Below are 18122 nucleotides of genomic sequence, written 5' to 3' on the forward strand. Positions count from 1 at the left end.
CGCCGCCGCTGGCTTCCCGGGGTCCGGCGCAGGGTCCAGCCGGGGTCCAGGCCACCAAGTCATTGTTTTACGGTTCCTTTCCGGGCCGAAACGTATGCTGGCGGGCGTGGCGCAAAATGTCGCCAGCGACAGGGCCGATTTTTTGGGAAGCCACCGGTGTCCAGCATCCAGCTACGACACCCTGAAAGCTTCGTGATTTCAAAGACCTGACCGGCCGCGCGGGGTGGATACCCCGCGGACTTCGGAGTCCAGCCGGAAGCCGGTGGCCCCCACCGCGGAGTCCACCCGTGGGGGAGTCCAATCCCTTCGGCCCCAATGCCATAGACAGGAATACGCATGACGCTGAGCTTCGCCCCGGAGCGGATCGAGCACTGGCCGCTCGCGCGCCTGCAGCCTTACGCGAAGAACGCGAAGCAGCACGGGCCCGACCAGGTCGCGAAGCTCGCTGCCAGCATGGCCGAGTTCGGCTGGACCGTGCCGTGCCTCGTGGGCGAGGACGGCGAGCTGATCGCCGGCCACGGGCGGGTGCTGGCCGCGACGCAACTTGGGCTGACCGAGGCGCCGGTGATCGTGCTCGGGCACCTGACCGAGGCGCAGCGCCGGGCCTATCGTTTGGCCGACAATAAATTGACCGAACTCGGAACATGGGACGAGGCGCTGCTGTCGGCGGAACTGAACGAGCTGCTGGCCGACGACTACGACCTGTCGCTGGTCGGCTTTTCCGACGGCGAACTCGACAAGCTGCTGGCCTTCGATACGGACGTGGGCGGCGGAGAAGAAGGTAGCGCCGGGGGCTCCGTGCCTCCGCTGACCATCCCCGAGCCACCGCGCAATCCGGCCTCGCGGACAGGCGACCTGTGGATCCTCGGCGATCATCGGCTGCTCTGCGGGGACAGCACGAACCACGAAGATGTCCGCCGTCTGATGAACGGCGAGCGCGCGGTGCTGTTTGCGACCGACCCTCCGTATCTCGTCGACTACGACGGATCGAACCACCCGACGCGGAACAAGGACTGGAGCCAGTCCTACGGCGTCACTTGGGACGACAGCAGCCAAGGGGCCGAACTCTACGACGGGTTCATAGCGGCCGCCGTCGCCGAGGCGATCACCGAGGACGCCGCCTGGTACTGCTGGCACGCCTCGCGCCGGCAGGCGATGCTGGAGGCCTGCTGGGAGAAAGCCGGCGCCTTCGTCCACCAGCAGATCATCTGGGTGAAGGACCGCGGGGTTCTCACCCGGTCGCATTACCTCTGGAAGCACGAGCCCTGCTTCATGGGCTGGCGCCGACCGAACCGCCCGCCGAAGGTTGCCGAGCAGACGTTGCCCTCGACTTGGGAGATGCCGTCCTTCGCCAAGGACGACCGGCCCGACCACCCGACGCCGAAACCGCTCGACGCTTTCGGGATCCCGATGCGCCAGCACGTCGCCCGTGGAGGGCTCTGCTACGAGCCGTTCGCTGGCTCGGGCTCGCAGATCATGGCGGGCGAGGCCAACGGGCGGCGCGTGTTCGCGATGGAGATCAGCCCGGCCTATGTCGATGTCGCCGTGGAGCGCTGGCAGGCGGACACTGGCAAGGACGCGATCCTCGACGGCGACGGCCGGACTTTTGCCGAGGTGAAGTCGGAGCGGCTTGGCGACAAGGCAGACGCTGCCGCCTGATGGCCGTCTACTACAATGATACCGATCCCGCCGCCTGTGCCTGGCTGCGGGAACTGATCGCGGCCGGGCTGCTGCCCGCGGGCGAGGTGGATGCGCGGTCCATCCTCGACGTCACGCCGTCGGACCTGCGGGGCTTTAAGCAATGCCATTTCTTCGCCGGGATCGGCGGCTGGCCCTACGCGCTGCGCCTCGCGGGCGTCGCCGAGGACCTGTCGGTCTGGACCGGCTCACCGCCCTGTCAGCCCTTCAGCCAGGCCGGGCAGCGCAAGGGACAGGACGATGACCGCCATCTCGCCCCCGCCTTCCTGCGGCTCGTCGCCGCCTGCCGACCCGGCCTCGTCTTCGGCGAACAGGTCGCGAGCGCGGCCGTGCTCGGACGTGTTGGCGCAGCGTCTCGAAAGCCGGCTGCGGGTGCAGATGACTGGGCGTGGTTCGACGCTCTGGCGGATGCGCTGGAAGCGGCATCTTACGCCGTCGCGGCGGCCGATCTGCCGGCTACGGGCATCGGCGCGCCGCATATCCGCCAGCGGCTGTTCTTCGGCGCCGCCGCCCTGGAGCCGGGCGGGCTGGGCAACGGCCTCAGCGCGGGATCACAAGGACGGATCGGAATGCCGGGCGGTGCCGATCAACGCGCTACTCGGCCGGCAGGTCTGGCTGGCGGGCTGGCCGACGGCGATGGCGGGCTCGCCCGCGACGGCAGCGTACAACGCGGCGGGCAACACGGATGCGAGCCGCAGGACGGTAAAGCTGGTCGACTGGTCGAAGGTGACGACCCCACCGGCGCCGATGCGACGGACGGCGTCTGGCGAGATCCGGACTGGCTCCTCTGCCGCGATGGCCGCTGGCGGCCCGTTGAGCCCGGAACATTCCCGCTGGTTGATAGGATATCCGGTCGCATGGGGCTGCTGCGGGGCTACGGCAATGCGATCGTGCCGCCGCTCGCGGCGGAGTTCGTGACGGCGTTTCTGGAGAGCCTGCCGGAGGGGCTGTGATGAAGCAGAGCCGGATCATGTCGATGGTCGAGGCCGCGACGAACGTCGTCGTCGGCTACGTGCTGGCCATCGCCACGCAGATCGTCGTGTTCCCATTGTTCGGGATCGAGACCGGTCTCGCCGAGCACATGACCATCGGCCTCGCCTTCGTCGGCGTCTCGCTGGCGCGCGGCTATCTTCTGCGCCGGCTGTTCGAATTTTGGCGGTGACGCCGCGCGTCACTCTTCGGAGGCGACTTCCGAGACGTATGCACCGCCCGCATTCCACGAACCTTCATCGAGGGTCCAGACGGCGTTTTCCATGTCGGCCAGAACCTTGAAGGCGGCGACTTGCGCCGCCTCAGGGGATAGTGCTTCGACGGACACGAAGGTGCTTTCGGTGACGTCGCGGGTGATCTTGACCCTGAAGCGCGGCATCAGTCCGCGTCCTGAATGCGATAGCAGCGCCCACGACCCTCGACCTTCTCCGAGGTGATGGTCAGGCCGAGCTTCTTTTTCAGTGCGCCGGACATGGCGCCCCTAGCGGTGTGAGCCTGCCAGTCGAGTGCCGCCACGATCTCGGCGATGGTGGCTCCGCCCTCGGCGCGGAGCATCTCGATCAGCTTCGCCTGCTTCGTGCCCGCGCGCGGTGTGCGCGCCTTGGCCGCGGGGTCGCCCTCGGCGGGAGCGTCCTTCGGGGCCTCCGCGCTCGGCGCCGCGTCGGCGCCCGTGTTCGCTCTGTCGCCGCCTTCCGGCTCGATCCCGATGGCGGCGAGGCCCGCATCTGCGATGTGCAGGAGGATGGCGCGGCCGTCCGTGTCGTTGCGCCAGATGCGGTTGAGGGCGGCATCGGCCTTGGTCCGGCTGTCGGTCGTGGTCTCGGCGATCAGCCCGCGGGAGAGGAGCGCGCCGACCACCTTGGCGGCCGCGCCGCCGCGGAGCGAGCCGGGAAGCGGCAGGACGTTGCGGTCCTCGCGCTGCGCGGCGGCGCTGAGGATCACGAGCTGGGTATCGGAAAGCTTGGTCATGGGGTCGTCTCCTTGGTCGGGGCCGCGACCGTCGCGACCCTCCTACGACCCCGAGCCGCGCCTTGGCGCGGCAGGAGTTCCGGCGGGGCCGGAGGTCAGATCAGCCCGAGGTCTCGCAGGAGCGTGGCGGCGTCGGGCAGCCGATCCGTCGCCACGTCGATGGCGATGGTCATGCTGTCGGCGGTAAGGCGGGCCGAAATGTCCGCTTCCTCGCGGAGGGCGTCCCCGATCTCCTCGAGAACGGCGGGGATGCGGCTGGCATCCCAAGGCTCGTTCAGGCCGCGGATGGCGATGCGGATGGTGCTGGTTTCCATGGTGCTTACTCCGCGTGCTCGCCCTCGCCGAAGGCGCTGTCGGTGATGCGCTTGAGGAGGCTGGCGTAGTGGTCAAGGGTGCCGACCATCGCCCAGCCCACCTCGTCGGGGTGGCAGTTGAAATGGTCGTCGCTCAGCGCCTGTAGCCGGGCGAGCATCTCGTCGATCTCGGCTTTCTTGCCGATGAAGGCGTTCAGCGCGGCTTCTTTGTTGCGGCGCGCCTTCTCGGCGCGGAGCTGGTGGCGGGGCGTGGTGATTGGGTTCAGGCGCGTGGTCATCCGGTGGCTCCGTGTGCTGAGTTGCATCGTCCTTCTGGATCCAGGTTCGCTCCGGCGCAGAGGCTTATCAACTCAATAAGCACATGATTTCGAATGATAATCGGAGCGCGGCATGGAGGGTCTGAGCGAGCGCCAATACGCCGCCCGCGTCGGCCTCTCGCGCGGGGCGATCCAGAAGGCGAAGGCCGCCGGCCGCCTGGTGCTGCACGCCGATGGGAGCATCGATCCCGACGCCAGCGACGCGCGCCGGGCCGAGAGCACGGACCCGTCGAAAACCCGCAAGCCGCCCGCGCCGAAGCGCAAGCCCGTACCGGAGGCGGCTGTTTCGGCGGTGGGCGATACCCTCAAGGAACAGGGCCTGGCCGCGCCGGCCACGGGCGGCGGGACGACCTTCCTGCAGGCGAAGACGGCCAACGAGGTGCTGAAGGCGCAGGAGCGGCGCATCCGGCTGCAAAAGCTGAAAGGCGAGCTGATCGACCGCGCCCGCGCGCTGGCGCTGGTGTTCCGGCTGGCGCGGCAGGAGCGCGATGTCTGGGTCAACTGGCCCGCCCGGGTGGCCGCACTGATGGCGGCCGATGTGGGCGTGGAACCGGCCGCGATGCAGAAGGCTCTGGAGAAACATGTCCGATCCCAGCTCGACGACCTCGCCGAGATCCAGCCCGATCTCCGCTGAGGACGCGGACGCGCAGGCCTTCGACGGGGCGCAGGACATCCTGCGTGCCTGGGGCGCAGGGCTGCGGCCCGACCCGGACCTGACGGTATCCGAATGGGCCGACCGGCACCGCAAGCTGTCGTCGCGCGCCTCGGCCGAGCCCGGGCAGTATCGCACGGTGCGCACGCCTTACATGAAATCCGTCTTCAGCTCGACCGTGGCGAGCGGCAGGCCGTTCAGGAACAGGCCGAGGTCGATGGCGAGCTCGCGGCCCGGGTGATACTTCAGCTGCGGCACGACCCGCAGCCGGTTCGACGCATAGCGGTGCAGGACCTTCTCGTTGCGCTGGTCCTCGGGGGCTGCCTCGGACAGGTCGAGGTGACCGGCGCCCGCGATGGAGAAGCCCCGGCGCAGGGTCTGCACCATCCCCTGTTTCTCCAGCGCGGTCTCCAGCCGGTCCATGACAACCGTCAGGGTCTTGTCGCCGTTCATCGCGTGAAGCCGGTCCCATTTCTGGGGCTGGGTGGCGCGCAGCCAGGCTTCGAGGTCCTCGGGATACATGGCGCGGTCGGCGTCGTAGGCGTCGGAGGTGCCGACCAGCCAGCCCGCCTGGGTGAGCTTGCCGACGATATGGGACTCGAGGTGCTTCTCGTGATGCAGGTCGCTCATGCCGCGGCCCTCACGTCGATCTTTCCGGTGACGGCGGCGGTGATCAGGGCGGAACGCTTCTCGCGCAGGAGGTCGATGCTACGCTCGGTCTGGGCGATCAGGTTCTTCATCCGCGCCGTGGCACGTTCGATCCGATCAACGATTTCAAGCTGCTCCTCGCGTGGAGGCACGGGGAGTTTCACGGGCGCGAACCGCACGAAACGAAACCTCGGGGCTCTTTCACGAACAGATGGGCACAGAACATAGATGTAGTTTCGCCGCGCCATGCACCTGAGCAGGTAGGCGTAGTATTCGGGGACAGCCTCATCGGAGCGAGGTTTGCACACGGCGTACTCGCCGGTCGCTTTTCCGTCGTCCTCCGAAACCCCGATCGCTCCCGCGAAGGCATCCATGGTGTGAATGATCAAATCGCCCTTTAGTATTCTTTGGTATCCGACTTCCTTCTCGGCGAAGGTATACCCCTCTGTTCGCCGCTTGCTCCTGAGGCAGACCTGCCCATCGCGGAACGCGGTGATGATTTCATCTTCTGGACCCACCGGGCGTGCCATTTCTTCAAAGAGATGCTTGCCCTTTCGCACGGTCCAGCCTTCCGGAATCTGAGGCGCCCACGGGATATCGATATTCTTGAGGGCGCGTTGGCTGTCGTCCCTACCGGTAACGCACGAGTCCGCAAAGCCAAGGATCTTTTCCTTGAGCAGCGCGATGAACCGGGTCTTCTTCTCGATCAGGCCGTCAATCCGAATGATTTCGCGGTCGAGTAAGTGGGCAATGGCGGTCTGTTCTTCCATCGGCGGGAGCGGCCAGACGCACTGCCCGATGTCCTTGAAGGTAATCGTCTGTCGAACACCCGCGCCAAGGGTCTTCATATGGCACACGTCGAAGACATGAAGCACATAGTTCCCAAAAACGGGATGAATCTTTTCGGGGACCGCCCGGAGAACGATGTACGCGGGACTGACGCATACATCCATGTCCGATAGCGCAGTCCGCAGACTGACCAAATCGTAATTCAGATTGATCGGGTGGTCTGCCCCCACTGAGTGGTCCGTTTTAAATGTTAGTGCATGGTCGGCCTTTGGTCTATCGGAACGATGCTTTCGGGCGCTGGTGGGCGGTATCCCAGAGCGCTGTGCGGTCTGACTGTGTTGTAGTGGCGGCGCCACTTCTCGATCAGAATCTGGGCCTCGCGTAGCGAGTAGAAGACCTCACCGTTCAGAAGCTCATCCCGGAACCTGGCATTGAAGCTTTCGCAGTAGCCGTTCTCCCACGGAGATCCTGGCGCAATAAAGGCCGTCTTGGCGCCCACCGCGCCGATCCAAGCGCGTACCTTTTTGGCGATAAATTCCGCGCCATTGTCGGATCTTATGTATTCCGGCGGACCGCGCAGGATGAACAGGTCGGTCAAGGCGTCGACCACATCGACGGAATTGAGTTTGCGTTTGACGCGGATCACCAGGGCCTCCTTCGTGAACTCATCGATGATATTGAGCGTGCGATATACCCGTCCGTCGTGGGTCCGATCCTGGACGAAGTCGTAGGACCAGACATGGTTTGGGCGCTCAGGTCGGAGCCGGATGCATGAGCCATCGTTCAGCCAGAGCCGCCCCTTCTTTGGTTGTTTTTGCGGGACTTTCAGCCCTTCCTGCCGCCAAATGCGTTCGACGCGCTTGTGATTTACATGCCAGCCGCTGTTGTTCAGCATCCCGGTAATCATGCGATATCCATAGCGCCCAAACTCTCGCGTCAACTCAATGATGTCCTCAGTCAGCCGTTCTTCGTCCGGCAAACCGCAAGGAACCTTGCGTTGTGTCGAACGATACTGTCCGAGTGTACGGCAGGCCCGGCGCTCAGATACGCCAAGGGTCTGCTGCACATGATCAATGCACTGACGGCGACGGGAAGGGCTTAAAAGTTTCCCCGTGCAGCCTCGGCCAGGATCATCTTATCCAGCGTCAGATCTGAAACCGCACGCCTGAGCCGGGTATTCTCGGTCTCCAACTGCTTCAAACGTTTGAGCTGATCCCGGCTCATGCCACCATATTCTTTGCGCCATCGATAATAGGTCTGCTGCGTCACGCCAATCTGGCGCACGGCATCGGCAATCGAGCTGCCTTGCCCCTGCAACACTTCAACCTGCCGCAGCTTCAGCACGATCTCTTCGGGTTTGTCTCTCTTTCCAGCCATCTCTGCTCCTCCTGAAATGGGATAATACTATCCCAGTTGGTGGACCACTTCAGTGGGGGCACTCCAGCCCTTGGTCTGTTTGCGCTTGGCGCCACCGCGCAGTCCCAGACGCAAGAGCGCATGAGCGTCGTGCAAATCGCCACGATGTTCGAGGAACAGGGATACACAGTTCTGGAAATCGAGTTCGAGCGCGGCCACTACGAGGTTGATATGCTTGATGGCAAGGGCATGAAGGTCGAAGCCTACCTTGACCCGGTGACGGGTGAGGTTCTGCCCTACCGCGACGATGACTATGACGAAGATGACCGGCCTTATGAGCGCAATGACGACTGATGGCCAACACGTCTGATACGTCCACGATGCGGGTCTGGGACCCCTTGATCCGCATCGGGCATTGGGTCCTTGTGGCAGGTTTTGCCACCGCCTACCTGACGGAAGGGGAAGCCGCATGGCTTCACACTTACGCAGGCTACGCCATCGCCGGGACGGTTGCGCTGCGCATTGTCTGGGGTTTCATCGGCCCCCGGAGGCCGCGATTCTCTGATTTCGTGACTGGCCCGGGGCGCGTGATCCGGTATCTGCGCGATCTCGTCCTGGGCCGGGCCAAACGTCACGTTGGCCATAGCCCGGCGGGTGGCGCGATGACGGTGGCCTTGCTGTTCGCGCTGACGCTGACCGCGCTGTCGGGTATGGCAACCCTCGCGGTGGAAGAGGGCGAAGGCCCGCTGGCGGGTGTCATCTCCGCGCAAACTCTTCCGGGATGGGCAATAGAGGATGCACACAGCGACCACGGCGAGACAGAGAGATATGCGCAGAAGTTGGTGACGCCTGATCAGGCGGCGGCTTGAACGTGGCGGAGGCCGTCGCGGAACTCAACCCCTTGGATGATCTCGGGCAGGCGGTTCCGGCCATCGAGTTTGCGCCATTTCTTCTGCGCTGACATCATCAGCTTGAACCTCCGGGTATGTAGTGATAATAACGGTATTACTTTCGCTACCGGCGCGTTCTCTCCGGCTGCTCGGGAAATTGATCCGTTTAGCGGGAGACAAAGAGATTTTTGCCTTTTCGGGGAGGAATTCCCGTTGCTTAGCGGTTTCGTTGTGTGTGTGTGTGTGTGTGTCGAACAGCCCTGCAACGTGACCTGTGTTCAGACCCCTCCCAACAGCTGACCGCTGCAGGAATGCCTGATCCGAGATAAGACCACACGATCACGGCAGGCCGCCTTCCAATCTGCATCGGCTGACGCCCGACACGCAGGCCGATCAGGTGCTCTGCGACGACCCCGGGCGTGGCAGGTGTCGGGAGTCACGCTCGGTTATTTCCGCTGATCAACTGGCGAAGCGACGCTCCACATCGTAGCGGTCGAGCTTAGGATGGCTGAGGCGCGCGTCACGGTTGAAAGGTGGCGGGTACAGGTGTTTTTGAAGCGTGGCAGGCCGGGCGGGGCAAAGCGGCGCACCAAAGACGATCCCATGACACAGCTTACCGCGGACGTTCTTCGGATTTCCCGATTTGCCACGCTCATGCCGGGCGCGGCTGACGGCGGTCCGACAAATGCGCCACATTCGTGCTCCGGGGCTCTTCAAAAGGCGGCCGGATCATCGAGATATCCACCTCGATCGAATTGACGCGCCGCTGGAGCAGTTCTTCCGAAAACCCGTGCGGGTTGTAGTTCGTGATCCCGATGTCTCGCTCCACATGCCCCATCAATGCGCGCCGCTGCGTGTCGGGGCATTCGGCCACGATCAGAAGGTGGTTGAAGCTGGTGCGGAGACTGTGGAAGTCGCGCTGCGTGTCGTAGATATTGTGATCCTGGCGATACCGGGTGAAGCGTTTCGAGAACGTCTCGGTGAAGGTCTTCTTGCTCTGGCTGCGTTCGATCCACGGAAAGAGACGTGGCTCCTCGTCACGCTCCCGCAGAGCGACCAGCTTCATGAACCCCAGCTTCAGGAGATTGTCGTGGATCGGCAAGGTGCGCCTGGCCGCCAAGCTCTTCAGGCTTTGACCCGGGCCTTGCCGCAGGACGATGCAGGGCACATCTCCGATGATCTTGATGTCGGACACGTAAAGCTGCAGGATCTCCTCGCTTCTGAGCCCCATATGCACGGCGATCAGCGGCGCCCAGAACATCGGATCGCCAACATCTTCGAGCTTCTCCTGGAAGATCGGTGAACGGAAGAGGCCGTCGAGGTGACCGCACCAGGTCAGACGCTCGTTGTCTTCCTCGAGCGTTTCGCGACGCAGGTATTCAGCCGAGTCCCAGATGTGATCTTCCATGATGTTGCTCGGAACATGGCCCTGCTTCTTCATGCAGACGCAAATCCGCTGATGATCCTGCATGTGCCGATAGATCGTGGCCGTCCTCAGACGCGGCAGCCGATACTTCAGCATCTCGGATTCGATCTTGCCCGGGCTGGCGCCTTTTTTCCGGAGCCGCGCACGGGTGATCTCCTGGTTGTGCTTCTCGGTCGCATCCGCTTCATCTGCTGCTTGTTGCGGTGACAGTTTGGCGGTTTTGGCCTGGTAGGAGCGCGGCAGTCGCGCAATGAGCTCCCATGCATGTTTCAGATCCGCATCCGTGATCTGGTCGTAAGGCTTGTCGCCGAGAATCCGCGACATCAGGCAAGCGGTCGAGCGGACATTCGGCGCGGTATTGCGCGCCCAGCTTGCACCGGCCTTTTCGTTTGTCTGTTCGTTCGGCTTGAAGGTCTTGTAGCCCTTGCTACGCAGATCGATGTAAATCTGCGCCCCTTCCGTGATGCTTGGACAGGGCGGCGTGCCTTGCGCGGCGGCGACGGATGCCTCCTGCTTGAGAGCCGTTCCGACCGCATCAGGCGCCGCCTCGGGCCCTTTGGACGCGCGAGGGCCATCCGGTGTGACAGCCCCGTGGTCCGAAGCGGCCGGACCGGATGTCGGCGACATCGGATGCGCATATCGAGTGTGAGAAAGCCCCATCGGCGCCGGCCTGCATGCCGCAAGATCATCGGCGTCTTTTTGAGCATGGGGCGCATCGACCAGCGGTCTTGCGGTCTGGAACGCGGCGGAGGGCGTCTCGAACTGACCTTGGTCGCGGCGGTGATTTTCCTGCTCGGCCTCCAGCATGACGCGCAAGGCCCGGAAGGCCAAGCGGCGCCAATCAGGATCGTCCTCGTCAAGCGTGACGCCCAGTCGCGCGGCCACGGCCCGAAGCGGATCGCGCGCCATGTCGCGGTCCCGCGTGGCGATTGCGGTTCTAAGGCTGTCCATGGCGGCATTGGCGCAGGCAAGCTCGTAGGCCGCGGTGTCGGGGCTGCGCGCGGGGGCGGTCTCGCGCGCGACATCGGCCGCCTCGATCAGGAAGCGGCACAGCTCGACAAGAAGCCTGTCCATGATGTCCGGCGCGATCGCCATCGTTCTCTCCGTCACTCCGGCGAAGGCGACGTCGCTCAGAAGGGTGAGTTTCTGAGCCAGCGCCCTCGCGTCGGGGATGACGTGGGAGCGAAGAGAGAAGAGCAGAAAGGATTTTTCTGGAGAGTCGCAGATTTTCCGGATGCGTCCGGGCCAGCGACGGCGCCAGTGAAAGCCCGTGGGCCGGTATTCGAGATGCGGTTGTGTCCTGAGCCGGGCCTGCATGTCTGCGACTCCTGTGCCAGCGTTTGTGCCAGGCGGAGGGACAGGAATCGTGCCAGCCGACGTATTCTTCGACTCTCGGTCGAAAAACCGTCTGAAATCAGCTACTTGAAGGAATTGGCTCCGGCGGTAGGGATCGAACCTACGACCAATTGATTAACAGTCAAGATTTGGGGCCAAACTTGCCCTAACTTTGCAAAACTATCGACTGCACTTTTCCCCATATTTTACTTGATATTTCGCTAGATTTTATGCAATGTTAGCACGCGGGGTAACGGCGCAAAACGTCTAGATCTGTTACCCCTGTGTTACCCCGGCGGAAATCTTGAGCCGAAGCCGGGTAGCGACAGCCGCTTTCCGGCAAGCCGTTGGAGGCTAAGGGAAGCCTTGGGGTAACAGATTGAGGTGATGAATTGACTATACGCCGCGCACTAACCACGAAAACCGTGGAAGCGATCAAACCCGACCCAAACCAACGCCTAGAATTGCCAGACCCGGCATTGTCTGGCCTTTACCTTGTGGTGCAACCCAGCGGGGCTAAATCATGGGCCTTGCGCTATCGCTACGCGGGCAAGCCTAAGAAACTGACCCTTGGCCGCTGGCCAGTGATGGGGCTGGCCGATGCGCGCGCCGCCGCGTCTGAGGCTATCGAGGCGGTTGACCATGGCACCGACCCAAGCGCAGCTAAGAAAGCGACCAAGGCCGCACGGCTGGAAACCCAACTATCCGAGCGCGACAAGATCAAGACGCTGGTGGAGAAATTCGGCGCGCGGCACCTGTCCACCCTGAAATCTGGCGAGACGGTCAAGCGCGAATTGAACCGGCACGTTGTGGCGATCTGGGGCGAAAGGGATATTCAAACCATTACAAAGCGCGACGTGATCGACCTGCTGGACGGGATTGCAGACAGCGGGCGGGTTGTGACTGCAAACCGCGTTCGGGCGTATCTGAACAAGTTTCTAAGCTGGTGTGTTGAGCGCGATATAATCGTAACTCCCAAGCACCCCCGCGGTAGGGGTTATTGTCAGTTTCGGGGTGAGTCCAATTTGCCATTCGGCGCGTGAAGTTTTCGTTCCGGGCTGAATTCCGTGGCGCCGGGTCGATTTCTCTGAATCAGTGGTGGCATGGATCGGCTTACCACCCTTGAACAACAACTCGCCACGGCTCTGCGCAGGATCACTGAGCTTGAAGCCGCGTTGGCGACCATGGCGGAAGAAAACGCGGATCTGCGCCGACAGTTGGCCAAGAACAGCAACAATAGCAGCAAGCCCCCTTCGAGTGATGGCCTGAAGAAACCGTCACCGCGCAGCCTGCGTGGCAAGTCCGGCAAGAAAAGCGGCGGCCAGGTTGGCCACCGGGGCAACACCCTGCGCCAGACGCCAACACCCGATTTTGTCGAACGGCATGAAGCGACGCGTTGTGGCGCGTGTCAACGCGCCCTGACGGCGGAGATGACGAAGGGGATGGAGAAGCGTCAGGTGTTCGACCTGCCCGCGCCGCGCCTGGAGGTCACCGAGCATCAGGCGGCGGTTTATTGTTGCGACCATTGTCGAGCCATGACGACGGCTGGCTTTCCCGATGGCGTGAACGCGCATGTGCAATACGGCACGCGCATGCGGGCGGCGGCGGTCTATTGCAATGTTCAGCAGCTGATACCCGAGGATCGGGTCTGCCTGCTCCTGCGCGACCTGTTTGGGGCCACCAGCCTGTGCGCAGCCAGCGTGACCAACTGGGTGAACCGCGCGGCGCACACCTTGGGTGGCGTGGTCGAGCACATTCTTGCCCGCCTCACCAAAGGCGGCGTTCGGCATCTGGACGAGACCGGACTTCGTGTTGCCGGCAAGCTGCACTGGCTGCACTCGATCTGCGATACCGCCTTCACGCATTACCGCATCGACACCAGGCGCGGTGCCGTTCCAACCTTCCTGACCGGCGGGACGATCGTTCATGATCACTGGAAACCCTACTACGCCCATATGAGTGGGGTCGACGCCCACGCCCTCTGCGGGGCGCATCACTTGCGCGAACTCAAGGCCATCGAAGAGATCGAAAAGGAGCCGTGGGCGAGAGAGGTGAGCGCGGTGCTCAACCGCGCCAATCAGCTCAGGTGCGAGGCTCAGCACCGAGGCGAGACCGAACTTCCGGAACCGGTTCGCCAGGGTATCGTCACCAGATACATGGCGATCCTCGCCGAAGGGCTCGCCTTCCACGAACGTCAGCCCCCACTGGCCAAAAGCCCCGGCACCCGCGGCCGACAAGCCAGGCGGCCAGGCCATAACCTGCTCATCCGCCTGCGTGACTACCGCGACGACGTCCTGCGGTTCCTCGCCGACTTCGCAGTCCCCTTCACCAACAACCAGGCTGAACAGGACCTGCGCATGATGAAGCTGCGCATGAAAATCTCGGGCACCTTCCGCACAGTTGAGGGTGCGCAGGTCTTCGCCGACATCAGGTCCGTCATCTCGACGGCCAGAAAACACGGGCTCAATGTCCTCGACACCCTGACCCTGTCACCATCTCAGATCATCGCTCGGCTCTGAAGGCAGCCCCCCGCACAACCTTATCGGAGAGGGTGCTTGGGAGTTACATATAATCAAGCAATCGCCAGCGATGGGCGTTAAACCGGCGGCAAAGGAAAAGAGCCGGGACCGGGTGTTAACCGATGCCGAAATCAAACTGTTCTGGCTGGCCTGCACTGTTGAAGGCCAGCCATGGGGCCACCTTGGTAAAATGCTGCTGTTGACCGGTCAGCGGCTTGGCGAGGTTGTGAATATGACCGACGGCGAAATCACCGACGATCTATGGCATCTGACCGCCGACCGCACCAAGAACGGGCGCGCGCATGACATAGCACTGTCAGAGGCCGCGCGCGACGTTCTGGGGGCCGTGGAGCGCGTCAAAGGGCAGGCGGGATATGTGTTCACCATGAACGGAGCAACCGCCCTACAGGGCTATCACAAGGGCCGGAATCACATTGCCAAACGTATGGCGGAGATTGCCAGTCATGAGGCGGGCGAGGCCATGGAGATTCCGCACTGGACGTTTCACGATCTGCGCCGCACGGCGGCAACCGGCATGGCGCGGCTTGGCATCCCGGTGCGCGTCACTGAGGCCGTTCTAAACCACGTTAGCGGCACCGCAGGCGGCATTGTGGGCGTGTATCAGCGGCACGACTATGCGGACGAAAAGCGCAATGCGCTGGACGCTTGGGCGCGCTTTGTTGGCGATCTGGTGGACGGGACACCGGATAACGTGGTGCTTTTTTCGGCCAATTCATGATTTTTTTACGGATGATGGAAACGGCATAAGCCTTTGAAAAGTCGCACCCCGACCTGCCCTTGTTAACTATTATTAGCCACTATTATCCTTTATTACCAGTGGGTTAGGTCTCAGGTGCCGATTGACAACACCCCTCGGCACGTGCTTTTCTTTGTGCTAACAGAAGGAGCACGACGCCATGCAGACGCAAACCGGATCGAACCGCGCGGCATTTACCACCGTGACAGAGAAACGAATTCAGGCCGCAGCCGTGCGCGAATTGTGCGGAGGCGTATCAGACATGTGGATTTGGCGGCGAATGGATAGCGACTCGACTTTTCCGAGACCGATCTACATCGCCAAACGCCGTTTTTGGCGTGAGTCTGATCTGATCGAATGGCTTAACGCTCAGGCCGACCGCACCACCGCATAAAGAAACCCGCCCACGAAAGGCACGCGGACGGGATTCTAGGGTAATGCGGATTACTTTTTATTACCACACTGCGGCGCCTTAGGCAATATCTGAGGAAACGCAGATGAATACAAAAAAAAAGCCGGAGACGGGCGCAAATGCCCCGGTGGTAGTGCCGAGCCCGCGCATTCTTTTTTCGACCTTCACCGGGCAGAACGCCCTTTCAAAGACTATCGGATCAGACGGGCGCGCGGTTGCTAGCGGTAAGATGGTAAGCGGCGCGGTGCACGTCTATCACGTCGATGATCTCGAACAATTCGCAAAATACCGGGCGACCCTAAAAAGCTCACAGGCACTGGGATATGGCGTGCCGAAGAACGGCAGGGTCGAGGCTCAGGTTGTCACCAGAGACGCCGTGAAGGATTACCTGTCCGGCGCAGTCATCACCCGGACCCGCGATCACTTCGAATGGCCAGCGAGTGACACGATCCTTATGCTCGACCACGACCCCTTGCCCGACCAAGACGCCCTTAAGCCGCCAGCCCTGGTGGATCTAATGAAGAGCGTTTGCCCGACGCTGACGGGGTGCGAAATGCTGTGGACTCCGAGCGCGTCTAGCTGCATCTTTAATCTCGATCAGGAGATCGTCGGCCTTCGCGGTCAGCGCCTCTATGTCCGCCTCGCCGCTGGCGTAGACCCGAAGGTCGCGGGCGATAACATCACCGATTCTCTGTGGGCGCGTGGTTATGGAATTGTGGTGCCGTCGAAAGCGGGGACGCCTCTCTACCGATGCCCGATTGATGGAAGCGTATTTCAGCCCGAGCGCCTCGATTATGCAGGCAAGCCTTTGGCTATGCCGCCGCTGGAGTCGCGAGCGGCGGGCATGTTCCAGCACTATCCGGGGCGCGCATGGGAGGGACCGACATGCCCGGATGCGTTGCGGATCACGAAAGAGGAAGCCGACCGCAAGCGCGAGGAAGCCCTAGACGACGCCGCCGACGCGCTGGTCGAGGCCCGTGATGCGTGGGTTGAGGATCGTGTCGCCACCGTGCCCGAAGCCGAAAGAGATGCAGCGCGCCGCACCTTCACCGCAGCCGCGTGTGACCGTGTGCTTCTTGGCGACTTCATCCTGCATCTGGACAACCACGGGGAGCGCCGCGTCTCGGACGTGCTGGCTGACCGCACGAAATACCACGGGGCTACGCTGGCCGATCCGCTTGAGCCTGAGTATGGCGGCGGCAGGAATAAGGCCATTCTCTATCTCGACAACGCCACGCCCCAAGTCGTTTCGCAGGCCCACGGCGGGCAGATGTTCAATCTGACGGCGATCTCGGAGACCATCGAAGTCAAGCAAGGCAACGCGCACGAGGTTGCCGTCCATGTCGCCAAGGTCATGGCGATGCAGCCCGACCTGTTCCGCACCACCGCAGGGCTGGTGCGGGTGGCGTTCGATCCGGTTTCGAAGTTGTTCGCACCCATGAAGATGGACGACATCGACACACAGCTTGCCGCGCCGCAAGTGGTCCGGTTCACTTGTTTCGACGGGCGGAGAAAGCAAATGGTCGGCCACAATCTGACCAAAGACCTCGCCGCGCAGATTAGGCGTGCCACCCTGCAACCTCACAGCACTATGCGCGTCCTGCGTGGTATCATCCATGCCCCGACGATGACGCCAGATGGTCGGATCATCCAGTGCGCCGGATATGACGAGGCGACCGGGCTCTTCTATCAGCCTAACACCATGTTCCCGCCTGTGCCTGAGACACCGACCGCGCAGGACGTGACCGAGGCGCAGGATACGCTACTGAGGCCATTCCGCGCCTACAACCTCCCCAGCGACACCGACCGCGCCGTGCTGGTCGCGGCACTGCTGACGGCTGTTGTTCGCAAGACGCTGCCGACCGCACCGGCCTTCGCGGTCAGCGCGATGCAGGCGGGCAGTGGAAAGACGAAGCTGGCTGGTTGCCTTGCCGCAATGACATGCGGCAAGGAGGTGCCCGCTGCCCAATGGCCGAGCGGCAAGGAAGAAATCCAAAAGACTGTTTTGAGCCTGCTGATCAGTCTGCCGTCAACGCTGCTGTTCGACAACCTCGAGAACGCAGTTGCATCCGATGCGTTGGCCGCCGTCCTGACCTCGCCCGAGTATGTCGCGCGCAAGCTTCATGCGTCATTCGCGCCGACCGTGCAGACCAATGCGCTGTTCCTGTTCACCGGCAATAACGTGCAAGTCTCGGGCGACCTCAACCGTCGTGTCCTTCGTATCAACATTACCCCGCCGGGCATCGACGCCCATGCGGTCCGGTTTGACTTCGACCCACTGAGCGAGACGGTCAGGAACTGGCCGGGCATGGTCCGCGCCGCCCTGGTGTTGATGAAGGCTTACATGGCCGCAGGTAGGCCGGTGCAGGCAGGCACGCCGTTCGGATCGTTCGAAGCGTGGTGCCGGATGGTCCGCGACTGTACGATGTGGATGGGCTTCACCGACCCCGTGGCGGTCATCGCCCAGAATTATGCCGATGACGACGAGACCGCGATGCTCCATGCCGTCATGGACCTGTGGGAAAGGATGCATAAAGGGGCAGAGATGACACAGAGCGACCTGATCATGGGATGGACGGGCACCTTCGGGGATGAGGTGCGGCAGGTCATCGACAAAAGAGACATGTCCTTAAAGGCGTTCACCCATTGGTTTGGCCGCTACAAGGATCGTCCCATCAACGGGCGGCGTTTCGTCAAGGGCAGGACGAGCGAAAAAGGCACGTTCTATAAATTACAGCAAATTTAGCGAACCGGCATTAATTTAACTTACGGGCCGTTGATATTCTAACGGGCCAAAAAGCGCCCTCTATGCACGACTTTTTCGTGCGAGAAAGAGCTTCCCCCTAAACTTCACCTTCTTACTAACCTCAAGTTTCATGAGATATAAGGTTCTGCACGAAAAAGTCGTGCGTGGGATATGTGGTTGGTGCCCGGTGTTGGTCGGTAACTGACAGTCGCAAGACCGTGCGCCCGGTGGTTTGTCTGGTTTGGGGACTTATAGTCGGGAACGGGAGGATTGTGTGGGCGTTGTAGCCAGCTGCAAATATCAC

General features: G+C 62.4%; 19 protein-coding genes. 11 read left to right on the forward strand and 8 right to left on the reverse strand.

From position 1 onward, the window contains the following. Positions 1–336 precede the first annotated feature (336 nt). From PVU19_RS07335 to PVU19_RS07345, 3 genes are read left to right on the forward strand one after another with little or no spacing between them, the layout of a single operon-like run. Complete coding sequence (locus tag PVU19_RS07335; RefSeq protein WP_274789906.1) at positions 337–1659, forward strand: site-specific DNA-methyltransferase; 1323 nt, start codon at positions 337–339, stop codon at positions 1657–1659. Next, complete coding sequence (locus PVU19_RS07340) at positions 1659–2651, forward strand: DNA cytosine methyltransferase (RefSeq protein WP_274789907.1); 993 nt, start codon at positions 1659–1661, stop codon at positions 2649–2651. Before PVU19_RS07335 ends, PVU19_RS07340 begins: the two co-directional genes overlap by 1 nt. Next, positions 2651–2860, forward strand: coding sequence for a DUF7220 family protein (locus PVU19_RS07345; protein WP_050663599.1), 210 nt, complete (start codon positions 2651–2653; stop codon positions 2858–2860). Before PVU19_RS07340 ends, PVU19_RS07345 begins: the two co-directional genes overlap by 1 nt. A 9-nt stretch (positions 2861–2869) precedes the next feature. Here the strand turns inward: PVU19_RS07345 and PVU19_RS07350 are convergent, their stop codons facing one another. From PVU19_RS07350 to PVU19_RS07365, 4 genes are all read right to left on the reverse strand, one after another. Further along, entirely contained in the window at positions 2870–3067 is a 198-nt protein-coding gene (locus tag PVU19_RS07350; RefSeq protein ID WP_050663600.1) for a hypothetical protein, read from the reverse strand. Further along, the gene (locus PVU19_RS07355; protein ID WP_274789792.1) at positions 3067–3657 is read right to left on the reverse strand and encodes a DUF3489 domain-containing protein; all 591 of its coding nucleotides are present in this window, start codon (positions 3655–3657) and stop codon (positions 3067–3069) included. The genes PVU19_RS07350 and PVU19_RS07355 overlap by 1 nt, the downstream gene beginning before the upstream one ends. 95 nt (positions 3658–3752) lie before the next feature. Next, on the reverse strand, positions 3753–3971 hold the full coding sequence (locus PVU19_RS07360) for a hypothetical protein (RefSeq protein WP_050663602.1): 219 nt from the start codon (positions 3969–3971) through the stop codon (positions 3753–3755). A gap of 5 nt (positions 3972–3976) precedes the next feature. Then, positions 3977–4249, reverse strand: a complete 273-nt coding sequence (locus PVU19_RS07365; protein ID WP_050663603.1) for a hypothetical protein — start codon at positions 4247–4249, stop codon at positions 3977–3979. Positions 4250–4361: 112 nt separating this feature from the next. Here PVU19_RS07365 and PVU19_RS07370 point away from each other — a divergent pair, with 112 nt between their 5' ends. Continuing rightward, positions 4362–4922: a hypothetical protein gene (locus PVU19_RS07370; RefSeq protein ID WP_050663604.1), complete on the forward strand. Its 561-nt coding sequence runs from the start codon at positions 4362–4364 to the stop codon at positions 4920–4922. 168 nt (positions 4923–5090) lie between these two features. On the opposite strand, the gene PVU19_RS07380 is transcribed toward PVU19_RS07370, so the two are convergent. The 3 genes from PVU19_RS07380 to PVU19_RS07390 form a co-directional block, all read right to left on the reverse strand. Then, positions 5091–5570, reverse strand: a complete 480-nt coding sequence (locus PVU19_RS07380) for a type I restriction endonuclease (RefSeq protein ID WP_274789908.1) — start codon at positions 5568–5570, stop codon at positions 5091–5093. Continuing rightward, positions 5567–6541, reverse strand: a complete 975-nt coding sequence (locus PVU19_RS07385; protein WP_274789909.1) for a restriction endonuclease subunit S — start codon at positions 6539–6541, stop codon at positions 5567–5569. The genes PVU19_RS07380 and PVU19_RS07385 overlap by 4 nt, the downstream gene beginning before the upstream one ends. Positions 6542–6627: 86 nt before the next feature. Then, positions 6628–7754, reverse strand: a protein-coding gene (locus PVU19_RS07390; RefSeq protein WP_274789758.1) for an IS3 family transposase whose coding sequence is annotated in 2 segments (ribosomal slippage) — positions 6628–7490 and positions 7490–7754 — 1128 coding nt in all. Because the reading frame shifts where the segments join, the coding sequence is not laid out codon by codon here. Positions 7755–7793: 39 nt separating this feature from the next. Between PVU19_RS07390 and PVU19_RS07395 the strand changes: the two genes are divergently transcribed. Then, positions 7794–8087, forward strand: a complete 294-nt coding sequence (locus PVU19_RS07395) for a PepSY domain-containing protein (RefSeq protein WP_268785377.1) — start codon at positions 7794–7796, stop codon at positions 8085–8087. Then, on the forward strand, positions 8087–8602 hold the full coding sequence (locus tag PVU19_RS07400) for a cytochrome b/b6 domain-containing protein (RefSeq protein ID WP_050664485.1): 516 nt from the start codon (positions 8087–8089) through the stop codon (positions 8600–8602). The genes PVU19_RS07395 and PVU19_RS07400 overlap by 1 nt, the downstream gene beginning before the upstream one ends. 673 nt (positions 8603–9275) lie before the next feature. On the opposite strand, the gene PVU19_RS07405 is transcribed toward PVU19_RS07400, so the two are convergent. After that, positions 9276–11366, reverse strand: a complete 2091-nt coding sequence (locus PVU19_RS07405; RefSeq protein WP_082238063.1) for a site-specific integrase — start codon at positions 11364–11366, stop codon at positions 9276–9278. A gap of 443 nt (positions 11367–11809) precedes the next feature. Between PVU19_RS07405 and PVU19_RS07410 the strand changes: the two genes are divergently transcribed. From PVU19_RS07410 to PVU19_RS07430, 5 genes are all read left to right on the forward strand, one after another. Then, on the forward strand, positions 11810–12427 hold the full coding sequence (locus PVU19_RS07410) for an Arm DNA-binding domain-containing protein (protein WP_235575924.1): 618 nt from the start codon (positions 11810–11812) through the stop codon (positions 12425–12427). Between the two features lie 60 nt (positions 12428–12487). Next, the gene (gene tnpC, locus PVU19_RS07415) at positions 12488–13903 is read left to right on the forward strand and encodes an IS66 family transposase (RefSeq protein ID WP_274789764.1); all 1416 of its coding nucleotides are present in this window, start codon (positions 12488–12490) and stop codon (positions 13901–13903) included. A 190-nt stretch (positions 13904–14093) separates the two neighbouring features. Further along, on the forward strand, positions 14094–14642 hold the full coding sequence (locus PVU19_RS07420; protein WP_235575861.1) for a site-specific integrase: 549 nt from the start codon (positions 14094–14096) through the stop codon (positions 14640–14642). Positions 14643–14820: 178 nt separating this feature from the next. Continuing rightward, the gene (locus tag PVU19_RS07425) at positions 14821–15054 is read left to right on the forward strand and encodes a helix-turn-helix transcriptional regulator (RefSeq protein ID WP_050663518.1); all 234 of its coding nucleotides are present in this window, start codon (positions 14821–14823) and stop codon (positions 15052–15054) included. A gap of 103 nt (positions 15055–15157) precedes the next feature. Then, positions 15158–17818, forward strand: a complete 2661-nt coding sequence (locus PVU19_RS07430) for a hypothetical protein (RefSeq protein WP_050663519.1) — start codon at positions 15158–15160, stop codon at positions 17816–17818. Positions 17819–18122: the final 304 nt, after the last annotated feature.

Origin of the sequence: Roseovarius tolerans, assembly GCF_028885395.1 — a bacterium.
Taxonomy (GTDB): Bacteria; Pseudomonadota; Alphaproteobacteria; order Rhodobacterales; family Rhodobacteraceae; genus Roseovarius; species Roseovarius tolerans.

Coding starts and splice junctions, on each gene's coding strand:
- PVU19_RS07340 (WP_274789907.1), top strand. CDS start 1,659: ATGGCCGTCTACTACAATGATACCGATCCCGCCGCCTGTGCCTGGCTG.
- PVU19_RS07430 (WP_050663519.1), top strand. CDS start 15,158: ATGAATACAAAAAAAAAGCCGGAGACGGGCGCAAATGCCCCGGTGGTA.
- PVU19_RS07370 (WP_050663604.1), top strand. CDS start 4,362: ATGGAGGGTCTGAGCGAGCGCCAATACGCCGCCCGCGTCGGCCTCTCG.
- PVU19_RS07425 (WP_050663518.1), top strand. CDS start 14,821: ATGCAGACGCAAACCGGATCGAACCGCGCGGCATTTACCACCGTGACA.
- PVU19_RS07355 (WP_274789792.1), bottom strand. CDS start 3,657: ATGACCAAGCTTTCCGATACCCAGCTCGTGATCCTCAGCGCCGCCGCG.
- PVU19_RS07350 (WP_050663600.1), bottom strand. CDS start 3,067: ATGCCGCGCTTCAGGGTCAAGATCACCCGCGACGTCACCGAAAGCACC.
- PVU19_RS07380 (WP_274789908.1), bottom strand. CDS start 5,570: ATGAGCGACCTGCATCACGAGAAGCACCTCGAGTCCCATATCGTCGGC.
- PVU19_RS07365 (WP_050663603.1), bottom strand. CDS start 4,249: ATGACCACGCGCCTGAACCCAATCACCACGCCCCGCCACCAGCTCCGC.
- PVU19_RS07400 (WP_050664485.1), top strand. CDS start 8,087: ATGGCCAACACGTCTGATACGTCCACGATGCGGGTCTGGGACCCCTTG.
- tnpC (WP_274789764.1), top strand. CDS start 12,488: ATGGATCGGCTTACCACCCTTGAACAACAACTCGCCACGGCTCTGCGC.
- PVU19_RS07420 (WP_235575861.1), top strand. CDS start 14,094: ATGCTGCTGTTGACCGGTCAGCGGCTTGGCGAGGTTGTGAATATGACC.
- PVU19_RS07405 (WP_082238063.1), bottom strand. CDS start 11,366: ATGCAGGCCCGGCTCAGGACACAACCGCATCTCGAATACCGGCCCACG.
- PVU19_RS07360 (WP_050663602.1), bottom strand. CDS start 3,971: ATGGAAACCAGCACCATCCGCATCGCCATCCGCGGCCTGAACGAGCCT.
- PVU19_RS07335 (WP_274789906.1), top strand. CDS start 337: ATGACGCTGAGCTTCGCCCCGGAGCGGATCGAGCACTGGCCGCTCGCG.
- PVU19_RS07345 (WP_050663599.1), top strand. CDS start 2,651: ATGAAGCAGAGCCGGATCATGTCGATGGTCGAGGCCGCGACGAACGTC.
- PVU19_RS07385 (WP_274789909.1), bottom strand. CDS start 6,541: ATGGATGTATGCGTCAGTCCCGCGTACATCGTTCTCCGGGCGGTCCCC.